This window comes from Enterobacter kobei, from assembly GCF_001729765.1.
Classification (GTDB): domain Bacteria; phylum Pseudomonadota; class Gammaproteobacteria; order Enterobacterales; family Enterobacteriaceae; genus Enterobacter; species Enterobacter kobei.
The window spans coordinates 2,903,087-2,923,964 of record NZ_CP017181.1 but is presented as its reverse complement, the minus strand read 5'-3'; the positions used below and the strand labels follow the sequence as shown (position 1 = coordinate 2,923,964).

At 51.8% G+C, this 20,878-nt stretch carries 18 protein-coding genes, 3 tRNA genes and 2 pseudogenes; 19 read left to right on the top strand and 4 right to left on the bottom strand.

The annotated features are described in order from the left end of the window. Window positions 1-90: 90 nt before the first annotated feature. The 4 genes from dcyD to sdiA all read left to right on the top strand — a co-directional run bounded on the left by dcyD (window position 91) and on the right by sdiA (window position 3,460). On the top strand, window positions 91-1,077 hold the full coding sequence (gene dcyD, locus BFV64_RS14115) for a D-cysteine desulfhydrase (RefSeq protein WP_023330807.1): 987 nt from the start codon (window positions 91-93) through the stop codon (window positions 1,075-1,077). 21 nt (window positions 1,078-1,098) lie between these two features. After that, entirely contained in the window at window positions 1,099-1,767 is a 669-nt protein-coding gene (tcyL, locus tag BFV64_RS14110) for a cystine ABC transporter permease (RefSeq protein WP_014884380.1), read from the top strand. Then, window positions 1,764-2,516 carry an L-cystine ABC transporter ATP-binding protein TcyN gene (gene tcyN, locus BFV64_RS14105; protein ID WP_014884379.1) on the top strand — a complete coding sequence of 251 codons (753 nt, stop codon included), beginning with the start codon at window positions 1,764-1,766 and terminating at the stop codon, window positions 2,514-2,516. The genes tcyL and tcyN overlap by 4 nt, the downstream gene beginning before the upstream one ends. 221 nt (window positions 2,517-2,737) lie before the next feature. Further along, on the top strand, window positions 2,738-3,460 hold the full coding sequence (gene sdiA / locus BFV64_RS14100) for a quorum-sensing transcriptional regulator SdiA (protein ID WP_047625769.1): 723 nt from the start codon (window positions 2,738-2,740) through the stop codon (window positions 3,458-3,460). A gap of 66 nt (window positions 3,461-3,526) precedes the next feature. Here the strand turns inward: sdiA and BFV64_RS14095 are convergent, their stop codons facing one another. Together BFV64_RS14095 and BFV64_RS26160 are read right to left on the bottom strand one after the other, a co-directional pair. Then, complete coding sequence (locus BFV64_RS14095) at window positions 3,527-3,751, bottom strand: DUF2594 family protein (protein ID WP_014832453.1); 225 nt, start codon at window positions 3,749-3,751, stop codon at window positions 3,527-3,529. A 25-nt stretch (window positions 3,752-3,776) separates the two neighbouring features. Further along, window positions 3,777-3,845: pseudogene (locus tag BFV64_RS26160) on the bottom strand (hypothetical protein); the annotation flags it as partial. 370 nt (window positions 3,846-4,215) lie between these two features. Between BFV64_RS26160 and uvrY the strand changes: the two are divergent. The 6 genes from uvrY to BFV64_RS14065 all read left to right on the top strand — a co-directional run bounded on the left by uvrY (window position 4,216) and on the right by BFV64_RS14065 (window position 7,752). Continuing rightward, entirely contained in the window at window positions 4,216-4,872 is a 657-nt protein-coding gene (uvrY, locus tag BFV64_RS14090; protein ID WP_023330806.1) for a UvrY/SirA/GacA family response regulator transcription factor, read from the top strand. Then, window positions 4,869-6,701 (top strand): excinuclease ABC subunit UvrC, encoded by a 1,833-nt coding sequence (uvrC, locus tag BFV64_RS14085; protein WP_014884376.1) that lies wholly within the window; start codon window positions 4,869-4,871, stop codon window positions 6,699-6,701. Before uvrY ends, uvrC begins: the two co-directional genes overlap by 4 nt. A 56-nt stretch (window positions 6,702-6,757) precedes the next feature. Next, window positions 6,758-7,306: a CDP-diacylglycerol--glycerol-3-phosphate 3-phosphatidyltransferase gene (gene pgsA, locus BFV64_RS14080; RefSeq protein WP_008500348.1), complete on the top strand. Its 549-nt coding sequence runs from the start codon at window positions 6,758-6,760 to the stop codon at window positions 7,304-7,306. Between the two features lie 152 nt (window positions 7,307-7,458). Continuing rightward, window positions 7,459-7,534, top strand: a tRNA-Gly gene (locus BFV64_RS14075). Between the two features lie 46 nt (window positions 7,535-7,580). After that, a tRNA-Cys gene (locus BFV64_RS14070) sits at window positions 7,581-7,654 on the top strand. Window positions 7,655-7,665: 11 nt separating this feature from the next. Further along, window positions 7,666-7,752, top strand: a tRNA-Leu gene (locus tag BFV64_RS14065). 241 nt (window positions 7,753-7,993) lie between these two features. Here the strand turns inward: BFV64_RS14065 and BFV64_RS14060 are convergent. Beyond that, on the bottom strand, window positions 7,994-8,734 hold the full coding sequence (locus BFV64_RS14060) for a hypothetical protein (RefSeq protein ID WP_069602201.1): 741 nt from the start codon (window positions 8,732-8,734) through the stop codon (window positions 7,994-7,996). 180 nt (window positions 8,735-8,914) lie between these two features. Between BFV64_RS14060 and BFV64_RS14055 the strand changes: the two genes are divergently transcribed. From BFV64_RS14055 to BFV64_RS14010, 9 genes and pseudogenes are all read left to right on the top strand, one after another. After that, window positions 8,915-10,030, top strand: a complete 1,116-nt coding sequence (locus BFV64_RS14055) for a site-specific integrase (protein ID WP_235611119.1) — start codon at window positions 8,915-8,917, stop codon at window positions 10,028-10,030. 175 nt (window positions 10,031-10,205) lie between these two features. Next, window positions 10,206-10,903, top strand: a protein-coding gene (locus BFV64_RS14050) for an IS1-like element IS1B family transposase (RefSeq protein WP_095033700.1) whose coding sequence is annotated in 2 segments (ribosomal slippage) — window positions 10,206-10,455 and window positions 10,455-10,903 — 699 coding nt in all. Because the reading frame shifts where the segments join, the coding sequence is not laid out codon by codon here. Between the two features lie 388 nt (window positions 10,904-11,291). Then, window positions 11,292-11,783, top strand: coding sequence for a hypothetical protein (locus tag BFV64_RS14045; RefSeq protein ID WP_069602200.1), 492 nt, complete (start codon window positions 11,292-11,294; stop codon window positions 11,781-11,783). A gap of 60 nt (window positions 11,784-11,843) precedes the next feature. Next, a pseudogene (locus BFV64_RS14040) lies at window positions 11,844-12,032 on the top strand (transposase); the annotation flags it as partial. Window positions 12,033-12,097: 65 nt separating this feature from the next. Continuing rightward, a protein-coding gene (locus BFV64_RS14030) for an IS3-like element ISEc52 family transposase (RefSeq protein WP_137984540.1) occupies window positions 12,098-13,266 on the top strand; the annotation gives its coding sequence in 2 pieces (ribosomal slippage) (window positions 12,098-12,347 and window positions 12,347-13,266; 1,170 coding nt in all). 24 nt (window positions 13,267-13,290) lie between these two features. Next, window positions 13,291-14,742 (top strand): DUF262 domain-containing protein, encoded by a 1,452-nt coding sequence (locus BFV64_RS14025; RefSeq protein ID WP_080316470.1) that lies wholly within the window; start codon window positions 13,291-13,293, stop codon window positions 14,740-14,742. Next, window positions 14,735-16,777, top strand: a complete 2,043-nt coding sequence (locus tag BFV64_RS14020) for a DUF262 domain-containing protein (RefSeq protein WP_069602199.1) — start codon at window positions 14,735-14,737, stop codon at window positions 16,775-16,777. The genes BFV64_RS14025 and BFV64_RS14020 overlap by 8 nt, the downstream gene beginning before the upstream one ends. A 411-nt stretch (window positions 16,778-17,188) precedes the next feature. After that, window positions 17,189-18,169 carry an IS5-like element ISKpn26 family transposase gene (locus tag BFV64_RS14015; RefSeq protein WP_000019445.1) on the top strand — a complete coding sequence of 327 codons (981 nt, stop codon included), beginning with the start codon at window positions 17,189-17,191 and terminating at the stop codon, window positions 18,167-18,169. Between the two features lie 603 nt (window positions 18,170-18,772). Then, a complete protein-coding gene (locus tag BFV64_RS14010) occupies window positions 18,773-19,441 on the top strand; it encodes a YecA/YgfB family protein (RefSeq protein WP_069602198.1) in 669 nt (222 codons plus the stop codon). A 32-nt stretch (window positions 19,442-19,473) separates the two neighbouring features. Here BFV64_RS14010 and tyrP read toward each other — a convergent pair whose 3' ends face one another. Continuing rightward, a complete protein-coding gene (tyrP, locus tag BFV64_RS14005; RefSeq protein WP_048997444.1) occupies window positions 19,474-20,685 on the bottom strand; it encodes a tyrosine transporter TyrP in 1,212 nt (403 codons plus the stop codon). Between the last annotated feature and the right edge of the window lie 193 nt (window positions 20,686-20,878).

Genomic DNA, 20,878 nt, shown 5'->3' with positions numbered 1-20,878 from the left:
AAGGCGCTTTTAAAAGCGCCTTTTTTATTTCTTACGCGTCTGCGTGCATAATGAAAAATATCACATTTTGTCTGAGTTACCGGAGAACCCATGTCACTACAGAATTTAACGCGCTTTCCCCGCCTGGAGTTTATCGGCGCGCCGACTCCGCTGGAGTATCTGCCGCGATTTTCTGATTACGTAGGACGCGATATTTTCATTAAGCGCGATGACGTGACGCCGATGGCGATGGGGGGCAACAAGCTGCGTAAGCTGGAGTTTCTGGCCGCGGATGCACTGCGTGAAGGGGCGGACACGCTCATCACCGCCGGGGCAATCCAGTCCAACCACGTTCGTCAGACGGCGGCAGTGGCGGCGAAGCTTGGTCTCCATTGCGTGGCACTACTGGAAAACCCAATTGGCACGCGGGCAGAAAACTATCTCACCAACGGTAATCGTCTGCTGCTGGATCTGTTTAATGTGCAGGTGGAGATGGTCGATGCGTTGACCGACCCGACTGCGCAGCTAGATGAACTGGCTACGCGCCTCGAAGCGCAGGGTTTCCGTCCTTATGTTATCCCTGTCGGCGGTTCGAATGCGCTGGGCGCGCTGGGTTATGTGGAAAGTGCGCTGGAGATCGCGCAGCAGTGTGAGGGGGCGGTGAGCCTCTCCTCCGTGGTTGTCGCGTCTGGCAGTGCGGGCACGCACGCCGGGCTGGCGGTGGGGCTGGAGCAGCTGATGCCCGAGGTGGAACTGATAGGCGTGACGGTGTCCCGCAGCGTTGCGGATCAGAAGCCCAAAGTGGTCACGTTACAGCAGGCGGTGGCAGAGCAGCTGGCGCTTAAGGCAAAAGCCGATATTCTGCTCTGGGATGACTATTTTGCGCCGGGCTACGGCACGCCTAATGAAGAGGGGATGGAGGCGGTTAAACTGCTGGCGCGCCTTGAGGGTATACTGCTTGATCCGGTTTATACGGGTAAAGCGATGGCCGGGCTTATAGATGGCATTACGCAGAAACGCTTTAAGGATGAAGGGCCGATTTTATTTGTGCACACCGGCGGGGCGCCCGCGCTGTTTGCTTATCATCCTCATGTCTAAAAATCAGGTCGAAAAATAATAATGCAAGAAAGTATACAACTGGTTATTGATTCACTGCCGTATCTGCTGAAAGGTGCGGTATTCACGCTCCAGCTGAGTATTGGCGGGATGTTCTTCGGCCTCGTGCTGGGCTTCGTGCTGGCTTTAATGCGTATGTCGCCCATTCTGCCGGTACGCTGGCTGGCGCGCTTCTATATCTCCGTGTTTCGCGGTACGCCACTCATTGCTCAGCTCTTTATGATCTACTACGGTCTACCGCAATTCGGTATCGAGCTGGATCCGATCCCGGCGGCGATGATTGGCCTGTCGCTCAATACGGCGGCCTATACCTCTGAAACCCTGCGCGCGGCAATCTCGTCCATTGATAAAGGTCAGTGGGAAGCGGCGGCCAGTATCGGGATGACGCCGTGGCAAACATTGCGTCGCGCTATTTTGCCGCAGGCTGCGCGGGTGGCGCTTCCGCCGCTGAGCAACAGCTTCATCAGCCTGGTCAAAGATACCTCTCTGGCCGCAACGATTCAGGTTCCTGAACTGTTCCGTCAGGCGCAGCTTATTACCTCGCGCACCCTTGAAGTCTTCACCATGTATCTGGCTGCCTCGCTGATTTACTGGGTGATGGCAACGGTGTTGTCTGCTCTGCAAAACTATTTTGAAAACCAGCTTAACCGCCAGGAGCGTGATCCAAAATGAGTGCTATCGACGTTAAAAACCTGGTGAAAAAATTCCATGGTCAAACGGTGCTCCACGGGATCGATCTGGAAGTGGAGCAGGGCGAAGTGGTGGCGATTATCGGGCCGAGCGGGTCGGGAAAAACGACGCTACTGCGCAGTATTAACCTGCTTGAACAGCCGGAAGGGGGCACCATCCGGGTCGGGGAGATTACGATTGATACCGGTAAATCCATCAGTCAGCAGAAAGGATTAATTCGCCGTCTGCGTCAGCATGTGGGCTTTGTTTTCCAGAACTTCAATCTTTTTCCGCACCGCACGGTACTGGAAAACATTATTGAAGGGCCGGTCATCGTAAAAGGTGAGCCAAAAGAGGACGCGACGGCGCGTGCACGCGAGCTGCTCGCTAAAGTTGGGCTGGCAGGTAAAGAGACCAGCTATCCGCGCCGCCTGTCAGGAGGCCAGCAGCAGCGCGTGGCGATAGCGCGTGCGCTGGCGATGCGCCCTGACGTGATCCTGTTTGATGAACCGACCTCCGCGCTCGATCCCGAGCTGGTGGGCGAAGTGCTGAACACCATTCGCCAGCTGGCGCAGGAGAAGCGCACGATGGTCATCGTGACCCATGAAATGAGCTTTGCTCGTGACGTGGCGGACAGGGCCATTTTCATGGACCAGGGGCGGATTGTGGAGCAGGGGCCGGCGAAAAGTTTATTTGCGGATCCTCAACAGCCGCGAACCCGCCAGTTCCTTGAAAAATTCCTCATGCAGTAGCATTTTTGTCCTTATTTGCTCCGGAAATCTTTTCTGGAGCAAATTATTCTCCCTGTTGCCCCGGGCGTCTGCTTTTTTATTCCACCCGACGCAGATAAGCCTTATCAATAGTAAAGTTAATTGTGTTATTGCCGATATTTTGTGGTTAGAAATAAGTTTTATGTGTTAGGTTATATTCACCATAATAATGATTATCTTTTCAGAGGCTTCTTTTAGTAAGTATGAAGGATTCAGACTTTTTCACCTGGCGACGGGATTGCTTCCTCCGGTTTCAGGAATTGACCTGTGCCGACGAGGTATATCAGGAACTTCAGCGACAAACGCAGGCGCTTGAATTCGATTATTACGCGCTCTGCGTGCGCCATCCCGTACCATTTACGCGGCCCAAGGTCTCGTTGCAAACCACTTATCCAAAGCAGTGGATGGCGCAATATCAATCCGCGAACTATTTCGCGATTGATCCGGTTTTAAAGCCGGAGAATTTCATTCAGGGTCATCTTCCCTGGACGGACGCATTATTCGTGGATGCGCAGGAGTTATGGCATAACGCACAGGATCACGGTTTACGCACGGGAATAACGCAGTGTCTGATGCTGCCTAATCACGCGCTCGGTTTCCTCTCGGTTTCCCGTACGAGTGTGCAGGATGTGCCGTACAGGCAGGAAGAAATAGAACTACGGTTGCAAATGCTGGTGCAAATGGCATTAACCACGTTGTTGCGTTTTGAAGATGGGATGGTGATGCCGCCAGAGATGAAATTCAGCAAGCGTGAGCGGGAAATTCTGAAATGGACTGCGGAAGGGAAGACGTCAGCGGAAATAGCGATCATTCTCTCCATTTCAGAGAATACGGTTAACTTCCATCAGAAGAATATGCAGAAAAAATTCAATGCACCCAACAAAACCCAGATTGCTTGTTACGCGGCGGCAACGGGACTGATCTGATTAGCGAGTACGTTCTGCGTGACAGACGAGCGGACGGCTGAATGCAGTGCATCCAGCCGTTTTTTGTTACTGGCGGTACGCTTGTTTAATTTGCTTAACGGTGTTTGCAAATACAGCCGATTCCGCCTGGTCTTCCATCTGCGCGATTTGCTTTTCCATTTTAATGATCACACGACCAGCATCAGCCTGGCCCATCGCCTGCAGCATCAGCGTCAGCAGTGCTTTCAGGCAGTTTACTTCCTGTGCCAGTTCCTGGTTATTCTCCGCAGTGGCAAATTCAGGTGTGCTCATTTATTTTCCTCATTATTAAACGGCGCTAAAGCGCGACGACGAAAGTCAAGGCGGCGGAGTATACCACAAGCTGTAGCAAAAAATGCAGCGGTTGTTTTTCGTACTTTTACTGCGCTGTTTATTTGCGTAAACTCCGCCAGGCGGTAGACTGATGCCCTGGTATGACTATTAATTGTTTATGAGTGGTTTGCTTACCGTTAATTATTGTTACAAAAATCTGAAAACTGTTTTCCCCGAAGAAAAGGAGCAAGGTTTTTGTAACTTTTTGAATACGGATGCTTAAAAAAAAGCGCAAAAGCCCTGATGGCAAGGACTCTCTTTCCACGGACTGTACAGGCTAATTTCCAAAAACGAGAGCAAAATCGAATAGCCGATTTTTTAACGTTTTAATCTTGTGAGGAAAACCGTTAATATAAACCAAATTATCACTCAGTAGCGTTATCCCTATTCTGGAGACATTTCCTTTGATCAACGTCCTTCTTGTTGATGACCACGAACTGGTGCGCGCAGGGATACGACGCATTCTTGAAGATATAAAAGGGATTAAAGTTGCCGGAGAGGTGTGCTGTGGGGAAGATGCCGTAAAATGGTGCCGCACAAACTCCGCCGATGTGGTGCTGATGGATATGAACATGCCCGGCATCGGTGGCCTTGAGGCAACGCGCAAAATTGCGCGTACCTTCGTAGATACCAAAGTCATCATGCTGACCGTGCATACTGAAAATCCACTGCCTGCGAAAGTGATGCAGGCGGGTGCGGCCGGTTACCTGAGTAAAGGTGCCGCTCCGCAGGAGGTCGTCAATGCCATCCGCTCCGTGTTTGCCGGGCAGCGTTACATCGCCTCTGACATTGCGCAACAGATGGCTTTGAGCCAGATCGAACCCGAGAAAAACGAGTCCCCGTTTGCCAGTTTGTCTGAGCGCGAATTGCAGATTATGCTGATGATCACGAAAGGTCAGAAGGTAAATGAGATCTCGGAACAGCTGAACCTCAGCCCGAAAACGGTGAACAGCTATCGTTATCGAATGTTCAGTAAACTGAACATTCATGGTGATGTTGAACTGACTCATCTGGCCATCCGACATGGTTTATGTAATGCGGAGACGTTGTTAAGTCAGTGAGTGATGTGTTCGATTCAAAAGCATTTCTGAAAACGGTAACCAGCCAGCCTGGCGTCTATCGGATGTATGACGCTGGCGGTACGGTTATCTATGTGGGGAAGGCGAAAGACCTTAAAAAACGCCTTTCCAGCTATTTTCGCAGCAACCTTGCCTCCCGTAAGACTGAAGCGCTGGTCTCTCTCATTCATAATATTGATGTCACCGTCACGCATACCGAAACCGAAGCCCTGCTGCTTGAGCACAATTATATAAAGCTCTATCAGCCGCGCTATAACGTGCTGTTGCGGGACGATAAATCCTATCCCTTTATCTTCTTGAGTGGCGATACCCATCCGCGTCTGGCGATGCACCGTGGTGCAAAACACGCGAAGGGGGAATATTTTGGTCCTTTCCCGAATGGCTATGCCGTGCGGGAGACGCTGGCACTGCTGCAAAAAATCTTCCCGATTCGTCAGTGCGAAAACAGTGTCTACCGTAACCGCTCGCGTCCGTGTCTGCAGTACCAGATTGGTCGCTGCCTGGGCCCCTGTGTTGCCGGGCTGGTCAGTGAAGATGAGTATGCCCAGCAGGTGGACTATGTACGCCTGTTCTTAGCCGGAAAAGACGATCAGGTGTTAACCCAGCTGATCGCGCGGATGGAAAAAGCCAGCGCCGCACTTGAGTTTGAAGAGGCCGCACGGATCCGTGACCAAATTCAGGCGGTGCGCCGGGTCACCGAGAAACAGTTTGTCTCGAATACCGGTGACGATCTCGACGTTATCGGCGTCTCCTTTGACGCAGGAATGGCCTGTGTTCACGTGCTGTTTATCCGCCAGGGCAAAGTACTCGGCAGCCGCAGCTATTTCCCCAAAGTGCCTGGTGGCACCGAGCTGGGGGAAGTGGTGGAAACCTTTGTCGGCCAGTTCTATCTACAGGGAAGCCAGATGCGAACGCTCCCCTCGGAGATCCTGCTCGATTTCAACCTTGACGATAAAACCCTGCTGGCCGATTCGCTTTCCGAGCTGGCGGGCCGTCGGGTCAACGTACAAACCAAACCCCGCGGCGACAGGGCGCGTTATCTGAAGCTCGCGCGGACCAACGCGGCGACAGCGCTGACCACAAAATTGTCTCAGCAATCGACGGTCAGCCAGCGGTTAACCGCGCTGGCAACGCTCCTGAAGTTGCCGGAAGTGAAACGTATGGAGTGTTTCGATATCAGCCATACGATGGGTGAGCAGACGGTAGCATCCTGCGTCGTGTTTGATGCTAATGGCCCGCTGCGCGCCGAGTATCGACGCTATAACATCACCGGCATTACGCCGGGGGACGACTATGCCGCCATGAATCAGGTGCTGCGTCGTCGTTACGGTAAAGCGATTGAAGAGAGCAAGATCCCGGATGTGATCCTGATTGACGGTGGTAAAGGCCAGCTTGGCCAGGCGAAAGCGGTATTTGAATCGCTCGACGTTGAGTGGGACAAAAACCATCCGCTGCTGTTAGGTGTGGCGAAAGGGGCCGATCGTAAGGCGGGTCTGGAGACGTTGTTCTTCGAACCGGAAGGTGAGGGCTTCAGTCTGCCGCCAGACTCCCCGGCGCTGCATGTCATCCAGCATATTCGCGATGAATCGCACGACCATGCTATCAGCGGGCACCGTAAAAAACGGGCGAAGGTGAAAAATACCAGTACTCTGGAAACCATTGAGGGCGTCGGGCCGAAACGTCGTCAGATGCTGCTGAAGTATATGGGCGGATTGCAAGGATTACTCAACGCCAGCATGGAGGAAATTGCAAAAGTGCCGGGTATTTCGCAAGGGCTGGCAGAAAAGATCTACTACTCGTTGAAACATTGAGGGCTCTGTAGCAACATAGAGCTAAATTTTACTGACAACAAATAGTTACCGTCACTATGCAATATAATATCCCTACGTTGCTCACTCTCTTTCGTGTTGTACTCATTCCGTTCTTCGTGCTGGCGTTTTATCTGCCGGTTGTGTGGGCACCTTTTGCCTGCGCATTGATCTTCCTTATCGCAGCGGTAACGGACTGGTTTGATGGCTATCTGGCGCGTCGCTGGAATCAAAGCACTCGCTTCGGCGCGTTTCTCGATCCGGTAGCGGATAAGGTCATGGTTGCTATCGCGATGGTGCTGGTGGCTGAACACTATCATACCTGGTGGGTGACGCTGCCTGCGGCAACCATGATCGGCCGTGAAATCATCATTTCTGCGCTGCGTGAGTGGATGGCGGAGTTGGGTAAACGCAGCAGCGTGGCGGTCTCCTGGATCGGGAAAGTGAAAACGACCGCACAGATGGCGGCGCTGGTCTGGATGCTCTGGCGTCCAAACGCCTGGGTTGAGTGGGCGGGAATTGGTCTGCTGTGGGTAGCGGCAGTGCTGACGTTGTGGTCAATGCTGCAATATTTGAACGCTGCGCGCGGGGATTTGCTTGATCAGTGATCGTTTCGCCGTAATTTTCAGCAAACGATCCAGGGAAGCAAAAAATAACGTTGACTCATAACGTCATATCAGTAGAATGCAACGCATCGAACGGCGGCACAGCAAGCCGGACGATAATGAAATCAAGTGTTTAGAAGTTGACTTGATGACATGCGGGAATAGCTCAGTTGGTAGAGCACGACCTTGCCAAGGTCGGGGTCGCGAGTTCGAGTCTCGTTTCCCGCTCCAGATTAAAGACATGCGCAGTAGCGGGTGTCAGTTAGAAAAGTTTTACGGCGCGTTAGCAAAGCGGTTATGTAGCGGATTGCAAATCCGTCTAGTCCGGTTCGACTCCGGAACGCGCCTCCACTTTCTTCCCTGGCCGGATGGTGGAATCGGTAGACACAAGGGATTTAAAATCCCTCGGCGTTCGCGCTGTGTGGGTTCAAGTCCCACTCCGGCTACCATGGGAAACATCAGAATAATCAGAGCAATAAGCAGTGTCGTGAAACCACCTACGGGTGGTTTTTTTGTGCCTGAAATTCATGTCCTGTGCATATCCTGTGCTCACGGGGTGCAATGAGCTGCAATCTCCAGCGTGGTAATGCCGAATCGAACGTGTCGCCTCCAGCATAGAGAACCAGGTCGTTTTGCCTGTTTTCCGGTACTCTTCCGGGAAGGGGGCCCTGCTGAGCAAGCTGTAATGCTCTAGCCACCCTGAGTACAAAGTTGCTTAATTCGTGCAATCACCTCATCTCTGTACTTCTGGTGTCCGCGCATAGCCCTTGGATGGGCAATTCTGAAACAGATTGCATTACCTGTTTTGAACTCCCACAGCTTCCCCGGTATGACTGAAGAAGTCTCATAGCCGCCTAACTCAGTAAGCACTTGTTTTATGATGTAGTCTGTTCTCCGGGCTCCGGATGCAAAGATGATGAAATTTGGTTCAAGGTGTTTAATTTGTACCGCCAGCAGTTTCAGTGAGGCTAATATGACTTCCTGCACTTCATTTACAGGTCGGGTGAGAGGTGTCAGCCCATCGTAATCCCACGCCAGTAGATTGGCATACACGATAGCCTGAGGAGGAATATTAAGCTCCCGGGCCAGCCGGAAATGATACTGCGTGAAGCGGCTACGTGATTTGAGGTTGGTGGTGCCATAATTTTGTACCGGAAGATGTTTCCTGTAACGATCTACAGCTTCTTCAACCACTTGACCGATGGTGACGTCAGGTATAAGTCCCAACACCCGTGATATCGTATTCTTACCATTCAGCGTATTCCAGCCTGCGGTTTCACGTCCAACCAGCATGATTTTTATCGGTGAATGCCAGTATTCTTCAAAGGGTACGGGTAAAAATACGCCTGAGTATTTATCCTCATTCAGGTTAAATGACTGGGCGTTAACTTCCTGCAATATCCGTTTGTACGCGTCTAATAGCTTTTCCATTCTTCAATCCTGCCCCGTAATAAAAACACCTTCAGATATATATTATTTTCATGATATCAATCAGATACATGAGGATAAATATGCAAAAATCCTTCCGATTCACCAATTCATCCATCAAAGCCCTTCCGGCAAACACAGATACCAGATCTACAGAGCTAGAGGTATCAGATACCGAGGTCATTGGCCTCAAATGTCTCAGGTCGAACGGGTAACAAACGTTTCCTCCTGCGCTACACATTCCACGGTACCAAAAAAAGTATCAGTATTGGCAGATTCCCTGAAATCGATGTGGGGACAGCCCGTCAGATAGCTCGTCGTCACAAGGAGGCGATTGCACTGGGAAATGACCCTAAAGCAGAACGCGATAATTATCGTGCGATGCCAACACTTAGTGAGTTTTTTCACCAGACCTATGTTCCGTTCATCAAACGCCATAAAAAGTCCTGGGATAAGGATGTTCAGCGTTTCACGCAATACATTGAACCTCGTCTGGGGAAGATACGTTACTGCGACCTTCGGGCCCGGGAGATTCAGCAGGTGCTTTTTGACATGCTTGAGGGCCGTATTCACGGCCAGCAGTATGCACCTTCTACCTGTAACAGGGCACTGGCTATTCTGAAAACTATGGGGCGTTATGCGCTACGACAGGATGTCCTGGAGAAGAATGAAGCCGATAAGATCCCTTTGCTAAAGGAAAATAATCAGCGGACGCGCTTTTTTGACGCTGATGAGATCAGGAGGATCCTCGACGCTGCGGCACGATATCCCAATAAGGCTGCTGGGGGACTGATAGCGATGCTGTTGTTAACCGGTACCCGCAAATCAGAAATGCTTAACGTCATGCACAAACATGTTGATCGAGATAACAGGTCCTTGTTTATTCCTTATACAAAGAATGGTCGCAGCCGGACTGTATATCTTAGCGAAGCCGCATTATCAATTATTGATTCGATCCCACGGGTTGGCAGTAATCCCTATCTGTTCGCCATAAAGGACAATGGAAAACCGATATCTGAACCCCGATGGGCCTATGAAAAAATACTGGCAGAGTGCGGGATAAATAAAAGTGAAGTCTGTTTCCACACCACGCGCCATTCTGTCGCATCATTACTTGTCTCCAGTGGTCAGTACAGTTTGTATGACGTTAAAGCCCAACTGGCGCATGCGAGTATTCAAAGTACGGAGCGCTACGCGAAATTGACACCAGAGCGTATGCGTCAGACCGGGCAGGGCGTAACTGACCTTCTTTTGAACACCGTTACTGCCGGTAACAATGATGATTTTAGCACCCCTTAAACGTGGAGAATGAGTATGCCGTTAAAATGTCCTAAGTGTGGTAGCCGAAACACAGTGACAGAAACTGCCGGAAAGATAGCAGAGGTGACTCGCGATGACCGGTTCCTGACATCGACATCCGGTGATGCTGCCAACTTACTGATTTAGTGTATGATGGTGTTTTTGAGGTGCTCCAGTGGCTTCTGTTTCTATCAGCTGTCCCTCCTGTTCAGCTACTGACGGGGTGGTGCGTAACGGCAAAAGCACTGCCGGACATCAGCGCTATCTCTGCTCTCACTGCCGTAAAACATGGCAACTGCAGTTCACTTACACCGCTTCTCAACCCGGTACGCACCAGAAAATCATTGATATGGCCATGAATGGCGTTGGATGCCGGGCAACCGCCCGCATTATGGGCGTTGGCCTCAACACGATTTTCCGCCATTTAAAAAACTCAGGCCGCAGTCGGTAACCTCGCGCATACAGCCGGGCAGTGACGTCATCGTCTGCGCGGAAATGGACGAACAGTGGGGATACGTCGGGGCTAAATCGCGCCAGCGCTGGCTGTTTTACGCGTATGACAGGCTCCGGAAGACGGTTGTTGCGCACGTATTCGGTGAACGCACTATGGCGACGCTGGGGCGTCTTATGAGCCTGCTGTCACCCTTTGACGTGGTGATATGGATGACGGATGGCTGGCCGCTGTATGAATCCCGCCTGAAGGGAAAGCTGCACGTAATCAGCAAGCGATATACGCAGCGAATTGAGCGGCATAACCTGAATCTGAGGCAGCACCTGGCACGGCTGGGACGGAAGTCGCTGTCGTTCTCAAAATCGGTGGAGCTGCATGACAAAGTCATCGGGCATTATCTGAACATAAAACACTATCAATAAGTTGGAGTCATTACCCGTGTTACCTAACAAAATACTCAGTAGTCTGTCATCCCAGCGAGGGAACAGCCCATCAATACCCAGGATGCGCGTGAAATGACGTAAATCAGCATTGCTGCGTTGGACGACCTGAACGATTTGTTATCGAATATCTTTCGTCTCATCGGCATTGAAGAAAAGCGAATTGAGGTTGCGCTGATCGAATCAGATGAGCTTCCGAGCGAACGGTCTGGTGAAAATATATTCATCGACTTCAGCTTACTGGAGCGTTATGACGATTCCTTTCAAGTTAACCAAGACGTCATATATTCACGTACGGATTACTTCGATTTCTATCGAAACTTCGAAGATTCTGATGCTGTTTCAATAGAAACCAGTCAATTGATTGACTATGACTTTTTCGAGCTTTCATGTAGTAACCCCATTAATCGATTCACTCGAAGAGCAATCGACGCAAGTGGCAGAGTTTAATGGCCTGTTGAGCGCCGTCAACGATGCAAGAACTGAGATAGAGGCAGCGAAATCAACGCTCGCAAGTCTAGCTTATGAACAAGCTGAATTGGTTACGAAGAACTCGAATAAATTTGAAGAGTTTGACGGTCGCCTTACGTCACTGAATGATCTTCTAGGCCAGATCAAAGATGAACAGTTGAAACTAAGGCGTGAGGTTGCAGCCTTGAAGTTTGTAACACCTGATCAGTTTGAACAAGGCTGCACAGCAATTGATAGCCGCATTGCTAAACAATTAGCGGAATTGAAAAGCAAGTTAGAGGCAGCGGTGGAGTCTCAGCAAAGATCGATAAGCGGGCTACGAACCATAGTTGTTTTAGGTATCTTGGTGTTGGCTGGAGGTGTCGGATTCTTGGCTATGAATATGGTTTGAATCGCCACGGGTTTAACAGACACCTCAGAGTCATTTAAGATGGCTTAAAGAGAGGTGCCCATGAGCGGTAAGCGTTATCCCGAAGAGTTTAAAACTGAAGCAGTCAAACAGGTTGTTGATCGCGGTTATTCTGTTGCCAGCGTTGCAACACGTCTCGATATCACCACCCACAGCCTTTATGCCTGGATAAAGAAGTACGGTCCGGATTCTTCCACTAATAAAGAACAGTCAGATGCTCAGGCTGAAGTGGTTTACTGAATTTGGCCACCTGAACAGAGGTGATATGCTCACCTCAGAACAACACAGGTGTCATAATGAAAAAAAGAAATTTCAGCGCAGAGTTTAAACGCGAATCCGCTCAACTGGTCGTTGACCAGAACTACACCGTGGCAGATGCAGCCAGCGCTATGGATGTCGGCCTTTCCACAATGACGCGATGGGTGAAACAATTACGTGATGAACGGCAGGGCAAAACACCAAAAGCCTCCCCCATTACCCCGGAACAAATTGAAATCCGTGAGCTCAGGAAAAAGCTACAACGTATTGAAATGGAAAATGAAATATTAAAAAAGGCTACCGCGCTCTTGATGTCAGACTCCCTGAACAGTTCTCGATAATCGGGAAACTCAGGGCGCGTTATCCTGTGGCCACTCTCTGCCATGTGTTCGGGGTTCATCGCAGCAGCTGCAAATACTGGAAAAACCGTCCTGAAAAGCCAGACGGCAGACGGGCTGTATTACGCAGTCAGGTACTTGAACTGCATGGCATCAGCCACGGCTCTGCCGGAGCAAGAAGCATCGCCACAATGGCAACCCAGAGAGACTACCAGATGGGGCGCTGGCTTGCTGGCAGACTCATGAAAGAGCTGGGGCTGGTCAGTTGCCAGCAGCCGACTCACCGGTATAAGCGTGGCGGTCATGAGCACGTTGCTATCCCGAATCATCTTGAGCGACAGTTCGCCGTAACGGAACCAAATCAGGTGTGGTGCGGTGATGTGACCTATATCTGGACGGGTAAGCGCTGGGCGTACCTCGCCGTTGTTCTCGACCTGTTCGCAAGAAAACCAGTGGGCTGGGCCATGTCGTTCTCGCCGGACAGCAGGCTCACCATGAAAGCACTGGAAATGGCATGGGAAACCCGTGGTAAGCCCGTCGGGGTGATGTTCCACAGCGATCAAGGTAGCCATTATACGAGCAGGCAGTTCCGGCAGTTACTGTGGCGATACCGGATCAGGCAGAGTATGAGTCGGCGTGGAAACTGCTGGGATAACAGCCCAATGGAGCGCTTCTTCAGGAGTCTGAAGAACGAATGGGTGCCGGCGACGGGCTATGTAAGCTTCAGCGATGCAGCTCACGCAATAACGGACTATATCGTTGGATATTACAGCGCACTAAGACCGCACGAATATAATGGTGGGTTACCGCCAAACGAATCAGAAAACCGATACTGGAAAAACTCTAACGCGGTGGCCAGTTTTTGTTGACCACTTCATACCGCAGGAGGCATGATGGAGAGCATTAATAATCAAGTGCAGTCGGTACGCCAGTTGCTGGCCATTCCCCAACTGGCCATCCCAAGCTATCAGCGACCTTACCGCTGGGGCTCCAAGAATATCTCGAATCTCTTTACCGATTTGGCAACCCATCAGGACAAGAGCGCCTACCGGCTGGGCTCGGTGGTGTTTCATCAGCACACCGATAGTGAGCAGGGCGAGATGCTTGATATCGTCGATGGTCAGCAACGCACCCTGACCCTGATGTTGACCGTCAAGGCGCTGATCGAGGTGCTGGATAACGAAAATCGCAGTGGCAAAGAGAAGAGTATCCGGTTTCAACGTCAGGATCTGCGTGAGCAATTGCAGGTCTTGCGTGGACCTATCGATGCGTTTATGCAGCGCCAGCGCTTCCCCAGCCGGGATTCGGAGTTCAACCTCAGACGCAACTATCTGGAGTTGCGTCGGCTGGTGGCCCGCCCTGAGTTTGACGAGCAGCAAATTGACTTTCTGCTCAACCGCTGTCAGGTGGTCTGCTTTGTACTGCAGGATATCTCGGAGGCGTTCCAGTTCTTCGATTCGCAAAATGCCCGGGGGCGCGATCTGGCTCCTCACGATCTGCTCAAGGCATTTCACCTGCGCGAGTTTGCCGGTCATGAGGCCAATCTCAAGGCCGAGGCGGTCGCCCATTGGGAGCGCCTGCCAAGCGACGAGCTGGCCAATATGTTCGCCCTCTATCTCTATCGGGTACGCCAGTGGGCCGAGGGCAAGTCGGCCCGCTACTTTGGCAAGGGGGAGGTGGATCTCTTCAAGGGGGTCAACCTAGATCGGGTAGGGCATTATCCTTACGTGGAGTCGCTGCGCATCGCCCACCACTTTGTCGATGAGTACAACAGCCAGTACCAGCGCAAGATTGACGGCCAGTACATGACGTTTCCCTTTCATCTCGACCAGATGATCATCAATGGTCGGCGCTTTTTCGAGATGGCCGAGTACTACCAGACGCGGGTGGCCGCCATCGTGGCCGAGGAGTCTGATTCCGGCAAGGCGCAATCTGCCACCCTGCTCGGCGAAACGCTGACACCGATGGCCAGCAAGGTGCTATCGACCCTGGGCAGCTACGAGCGTCGCCACCGCACCGGGGATCGTTATGTGCGGGCCATGTTCGACTGCGCCCTGATCTTCTATATCGACAAGTTCGGCAGCCAAGGGCTGTCACTGGCCATCGAGAAGTGCTTTATCTGGGCCTATCGCTGCCGCATCCGCCAGCAGGTAGTGCAGTTGGCAACCATGGATAACTATGTGCTGGAGCACAATCTGATCCGTGCCATTCGTGATGCTCGTCTGCCGGGAGATCTGCACGGCTTCCCTTTGCCTAGCATGAGCAGTCGAGAGAACAAGAACAATCGCAATGGTGCCGAAGATGAGCTGGTCGGGCTGTTTCGGGAGATGAAATATTATGAATGATGCAGGCGTTCGCCCCTTTTCCATTCGTGCACTGCTTGAACATCGCGCCCGCTATCTGGTGCCCATGTACCAGCGCAACTATGCCTGGGGTGAGGGAGAGATCACCCAGCTGCTGCAGGATGTGCTGGATTATCATCAAAAATTGGTCAGTGGTAAGGGGCCGCAAACCTACTATATCGGCACCCTGGTGGTGTTTGCCCGGGACGATGGCAGTTTCGAGGTAATCGATGGCCAGCAGCGCTTTACTACCCTCTCTCTGCTGGCCAATTGGCTCAAACATCACGCGATAGATTCGGTGGATATGAGCTGGTATCAGACCATCAACCTCGCTTTTGAGAGTCGCCCGATATCGAGCCATACCTTCGAGCGCTTATGGCAGGGTGTTGCCCCCTACGATTTGCGGGGGAGTACCTTCAATGAAGGTTTGGTGAACGGTTTTGAGCTGATTGGCAAGGCAATGGCGGATCTTGGTTTGGTAGGGGCTAAACTGACGGCCTTTTGCGACTACCTCTTCAAGCATGTGCAGATCTCTCGTATCGAAGTACCCAAGGATACCGATCTCAATCACTTCTTCGAGGCGATGAACAATCGCGGCGAGCAGTTGGAAAAGCATGAAGTGATCAAGGCGCGGCTGATGGAGACGCTGAACCAGATACCCGAGGAAGAGCATCGTCGCCAAAGTATTCATATACTGACCCGGGTATGGGATGCCTGCGCCAATATGGAGCGCTATATCCAGTACGGCTTTACCCCGCAAGAGCGCCACCGTCTGTTTGGTGAGAGCGACTGGGGTCAGTTTGTGCCCCGTGATTTTGCCCATCTGCTTGATCTGCTAGGATCCCCAAACACGGCCGACGCTGCCGATAAAAGCCGTGCAGCTGCCGGTAGCCAAGGGCGCACCTTGTTGGCCATTTTGCAGGATGACAAGCTTGATGGTGAGCAGACGGTGGAGGAGGAGAGCGCAGGCTCCGAGCGCTTTAACAGCGTCATCAACTTCTCCAACTTCTTGCTCCATGTGCTGCGACTCGTGAGCCGCGACCCGGGTGATACGGAGGGGGTGCCGCTTGATGATAAACAACTGGTCGATCAGTTTGAGCTGCGAGTGATAAGGCAACCGGATCCAGTAGCGGCAGTTCAGCGTTTTATCTATGGCCTGTTAAAGAGCAAGTATCTGTTTGATCAGTTCATCATCAAGCGCGAGTTTGCCGATGGCAAGGATAGTTGGAGTCTGAAGCGGCTGCACTGGTATTCGGAAAAGAGCGTCAGTTACATCAATACCTTTGACAAGGATGAAAATGAGAATGGTTTCTCTGGTGTTAACCGGCGGGTCCTGATGTTGCTGTCGGCGTTTCATGTGTCGACCCCGACCCTGGTTTACAAACATTGGCTGAATGGTGCACTGAGATATCTGTTCGACAATTGTCACCCTGATCAACCGGTGGATGCCGGGGCTTATCTGTCCTATCTGGAGAGTCAGGCTCGCCGCTTTGTCTTCCAGCGCTTTTTGGCGCCTGGTGAAGGGGCTTCCTATTACCAGATGCTCTACCTTGATAACGCCCTGTTGCCCGCCATCAATGTGGATGAGAGTTGGCACAAGGTGATTACATCCAAACTTCGCTTCGGTCATATCGAGAACAACTTTGTCTTCAACTTCCTCGACTATCTGCTGTGGGTACGAGATCGGAATAGTGACAAAGTTGCTGGCCCCTTTGAGTTCACTTTCCGCAGCTCGGTGGAGCACTTCTCACCCCAGCATCCGATGGATGGCTATAAACCGGTTGAGCAGAGTGCACTCCATTCGTTTGGCAACCTTTGCCTTATCAGCCACAGCAAGAACTCGCGCTTGAGTAACTTCCAGCCGCAACAGAAGCAGGAGCACTTTGAAGCAAGCCTTGCCAATAACCAGACTGATAGTCTTAAATTGCTTGCTATGATTCGGCTGATGAAAGATAAAGGTCGTTGGCTGGAAGATGAGATAGCTGTGCATCAACAAGATATGTTGCAGGTCTTACTATCCAATCAAATTCAGCAATAACGGATTGAATCTGTTTATGAAATTTGGCTGCTATCAACTAATGGGCGTTAAGTTGATTGTATGATCTGATTGATAAAGAAGGGGAGACTAAAAATCTCCTCTTCTTTGCAGCAGTTTACTGCGGTCTTTTTGTGATGCATCAGCATAAAACGTTTTACTTGTGGACCCTAAGAAATGGAGAACATTATGTCGACTGTAGATACCTCTACAGCAGAGGAACTCAATCAAGGAGGCTCAGATTTTATTCTGACTTCCCTCGAGGCTATGCGTAAGAAGTTATTGGACCTTACGTCTCGAAATCGACTTTTGAATTTCCCTATCACTCAAAAAGGGTCTTCACTACGGAAGGTGCGAACAAGTTCCTGATATGAGATCATCATATTCATCCGGAGCGCATCCCAGAGGGACATCATGAGCCATCAACTCACCTTCGCCGATAGTGAATTCAGCACTAAGCGCCGTCAGACCCGAAAAGAGATTTTCCTCTCCCGCATGGAGCAGATTCTGCCATGGCAGAATATGACCGCTGTCATCGAGCCGTTTTATCCCAAGGCGGGCAATGGCCGACGGCCCTATCCGCTGGAGACCATGCTGCGTATTCACTGCATGCAGCATTGGTACAACCTGAGCGACGGTGCCATGGAAGATGCCCTGTACGAAATCGCCTCCATGCGCCTGTTTGCCCGATTATCCCTGGATAGCGCCCTGCCGGATCGCACCACCATCATGAATTTCCGCCACCTGCTCGAGCAGCATCAACTGGCCCGTCAATTGTTCAAGACCATCAATCGCTGGCTGGCCGAAGCAGGCGTCATGATGACCCAAGGCACTTTGGTGGATGCCACCATCATTGAGGCACCCAGCTCTACCAAGAACAAAGAGCAGCAACGCGATCCGGAGATGCATCAGACCAAGAAAGGCAATCAGTGGCACTTTGGCATGAAGGCCCACATTGGTGTCGATGCCAAGAGTGGCCTGACCCACAGCCTGGTCACCACCGCGGCCAACGAGCATGACCTCAATCAGCTGGGTAATCTGCTTCATGGAGAGGAGCAATTTGTCTCAGCCGATGCCGGCTACCAAGGAGCGCCACAGCGCGAGGAGCTGGCCGAGGTGGATGTGGACTGGCTGATCGCCGAGCGTCCCGGCAAGGTAAAAACCTTGAAGCAGCATCCGCGCAAGAACAAAACGGCCATCAACATCGAATACATGAAAGCCAGCATCCGTGCCAGGGTGGAGCACCCGTTTCGCATCATCAAGCGGCAGTTCGGCTTCGTGAAAGCCAGATACAAAGGGCTGCTGAAAAACGATAACCAACTGGCGATGTTATTCACCCTGGCCAACCTGTTTCGGGTGGACCAAATGATACGTCAGTGGGAGAGATCTCAGTAAAAACCGGAAATAACGCCAGAAATGGTGGAAAAAATAGCCTAAATAGGCTGATTCGATGTGTTTGCGGGAAAAAAATCGGCCCAGATCCGCGAAATTTTAATCAGCGAGTCAGCTTGGGAAGAAATGACCTGCTTATTCGCACCTTCCCTAACACAAGAGACAGGGGAGTTCTGATTAATTTCAGCGACATTATTATGTTCCTTAGCAAAGAGGTTTTTGCACCACGGCGTAAACCTGAACGCCCAGGGCGCAGCCAATCCAAAACACGGGCAAGAACAAAATGCACTAAACGAACGGCATCCTGCATGATACGGCGAGGTTTCCATGCGCAGCGTCGCGCGAAGAACAGCAAGCAAAAACGTTGCCAGAATGGTTAACCCCTTGACGGGGTTATGACATCTTTGAGTATAGAGCGCCGCGTTCTGCCGCCCTGCGGCAGGAGAAGAAATTACAGCGGAGATCACATATCGTTAACATTAAAGCCCATAAGTTGTGCAAGGGTCACGATTTGCACACTTTTGCAGCAATAAAGACCTAAACTTCAGCCGGGAACGGCGTGAGAACTGTGTTAGGATCTTTTCCTTTTTATCAGGAGTGTCCGCGATGACGGAAGGTCCATTAAATGAAAGCGAAATGGCATGGCTGGAAGAGACTCTCATGTCTTACGGCCATGACGATGCGTCTGTGATTGACGTATCCGAACTGGACGGCATGCTTACCGCAGTGCTTTCCGGCCCTGTTGTCGTTGAGCCAGATACCTGGCTGGTGGCCGTGTGGGGCGGGGAGAAATACATTCCGCGCTGGAAAAACGATCGTGAAATGAACCGTTTTATCGATCTCTGCTTTAAGCATATGAACGACATTGCTGAGCGGCTGAGCGAATACCCGGACCAGTTTGAGCCGATGTTTGGATATAACGACGTCGACGGTGAGAGCTACACCGTGGTGGAAGAGTGGTGCTATGGCTATATGCGCGGCGTGGCGTTGACGGACTGGTCAGCCTTGCCGGAGTCTCTGAAGGCCGATCTCGAAGTGATTGCCCTGCACGGTACGGAAGAGAACAGCGAGAAGCTGGATGAACTGAGCGAAGAAGACTATATCGCCAGCATTGAGCGCATCCAGCCAGCGCCACTGCGTTTATATCAATACTGGGTAGATAACCCGCAGCAGCCTGAAGCAAAGAAGCCGATTGTGAACGGTACGAAGGTCGGGCGCAACGATCCGTGTCCTTGCGGCAGCGGGAAGAAGTTTAAGAGCTGCTGTTTGCATTGATAAAAAGGGGCTAAAGATAGCCCCTTTTTTATTTAACCCACTTCCGGCAACATGCCGGCGGCAATCAATACCTGCACCAGAATAATCACCACCCCACAGCTAAACACAATGCCCAGCAGCGGTTTTCCTCCCGCCACGCGGTACCCCTGCTGAGGATGCTGCTGGCGGCTCTTCCATGCCAGCAGGGAAGGGAGTAACAGCGCCAGGATCGACAGCGCCACCCCGGCGTAACCCAGCGCCATCACAAACCCGCGTGGGTAAAACAGCGCAAACGCGAGCGGCGGCAGGAAAGTAATTACCCCCGTCTGTAACCGTCCGCTAACCGTATTGCGACGCTGGAACAGGTCGGCCAGGTAATCAAACAGGCCGAGCGCCACGCCCAGGAACGAGGTCGCCAGCGCCAGGTCGGCAAACAGATGGACCGCCAGCTCCACGTGAGGAGACGTGACGACCTCGCGCAGTGCCAGCAGAAAACCATTCAGGCCAGCGTGCTGCGCCATGAGTCCAATAAAGGTTGTAGAGTCAATGCTGCCCAGCGTCACCAGTTGCCAGAAAATATAGGCGATGAGCGGGATCGCGCTGCCGATAACAAACACGCGGCGCAGCTTGCGAGTATCGCCGTTCATATAGCTGACAATACTCGGTACGCTGCCGTGGAAGCCAAACGAGGTGAAAATCACCGGGATAGCGGAAAGTGCGAGCCCTTTTTCCAGCGGCAGCGTCAGCAGATTAACCTTGTGCACATGCGGTGCCAGCAGGACCAGCATGACAATCAGAAACAGAATTTTGGCGCTGAAGAGAAAACGGTTGAACAGATCGACCAGCGAGGTCCCCACGCAGACCACGCCGCCGCCGATGAGCGCAAAGAAGATTGCTCCCGTCGCCGGGGTAATGTCAGAGCCAAACCAGTCATTGACGCTGGAGGCAATGAGCTCCCCGGCCCCGCTAATATACGCGGCAGTCAGGGCGTACATCAGGAACATCATACTAAAGCCGGTTATCCACTGACCGTAGCGTCCCAGGTAGCGCGCCGCCAGTGAACCCAGCCCGGTGTCGGCGGGCACATGCTGGTAAACCTCAAGCAACAACAGCGCGGTGTAACACATCAGCGCCCAGAGTGTGCCAAGAAGCAGCAGCGTCATCCCGAATCCCACACCTGCAGCAGCCAGGGGCATTGCCAGCATTCCTGCGCCAATCGTCGTTCCGGCGACGATAAAAATACTTCCCAGGGTTCTGTTTTTCACGCTTTCCTCTACGACGATGGTGAATCGCGACAATTTCTGCGGCGCAGAGTAAGGGAAAAGCCGTAACTCGTCAAATCACCGTTACAAGATGTGTAATGAAATATTTACGGGTTAGGCGTGCAGTGATCCTTAATGGGGCGATGCCTACTTCATAAGAGCAATGTCACGGCGCAAATTTCAGGCGTAACGTAAA

Bases quoted from the DNA above. Each gene is read 5' to 3' on its own strand.
- dcyD (WP_023330807.1), top strand. From the start codon at position 91: ATGTCACTACAGAATTTAACGCGCTTTCCCCGCCTGGAGTTTATCGGC.
- tcyL (WP_014884380.1), top strand. From the start codon at position 1,099: ATGCAAGAAAGTATACAACTGGTTATTGATTCACTGCCGTATCTGCTG.
- tcyN (WP_014884379.1), top strand. From the start codon at position 1,764: ATGAGTGCTATCGACGTTAAAAACCTGGTGAAAAAATTCCATGGTCAA.
- sdiA (WP_047625769.1), top strand. From the start codon at position 2,738: ATGAAGGATTCAGACTTTTTCACCTGGCGACGGGATTGCTTCCTCCGG.
- BFV64_RS14095 (WP_014832453.1), bottom strand. From the start codon at position 3,751: ATGAGCACACCTGAATTTGCCACTGCGGAGAATAACCAGGAACTGGCA.
- pgsA (WP_008500348.1), top strand. From the start codon at position 6,758: ATGCAATATAATATCCCTACGTTGCTCACTCTCTTTCGTGTTGTACTC.
- BFV64_RS14060 (WP_069602201.1), bottom strand. From the start codon at position 8,734: ATGGAAAAGCTATTAGACGCGTACAAACGGATATTGCAGGAAGTTAAC.
- BFV64_RS14045 (WP_069602200.1), top strand. From the start codon at position 11,292: ATGACTTTTTCGAGCTTTCATGTAGTAACCCCATTAATCGATTCACTC.
- BFV64_RS14025 (WP_080316470.1), top strand. From the start codon at position 13,291: ATGGAGAGCATTAATAATCAAGTGCAGTCGGTACGCCAGTTGCTGGCC.
- BFV64_RS14020 (WP_069602199.1), top strand. From the start codon at position 14,735: ATGAATGATGCAGGCGTTCGCCCCTTTTCCATTCGTGCACTGCTTGAA.
- BFV64_RS14015 (WP_000019445.1), top strand. From the start codon at position 17,189: ATGAGCCATCAACTCACCTTCGCCGATAGTGAATTCAGCACTAAGCGC.
- BFV64_RS14010 (WP_069602198.1), top strand. From the start codon at position 18,773: ATGACGGAAGGTCCATTAAATGAAAGCGAAATGGCATGGCTGGAAGAG.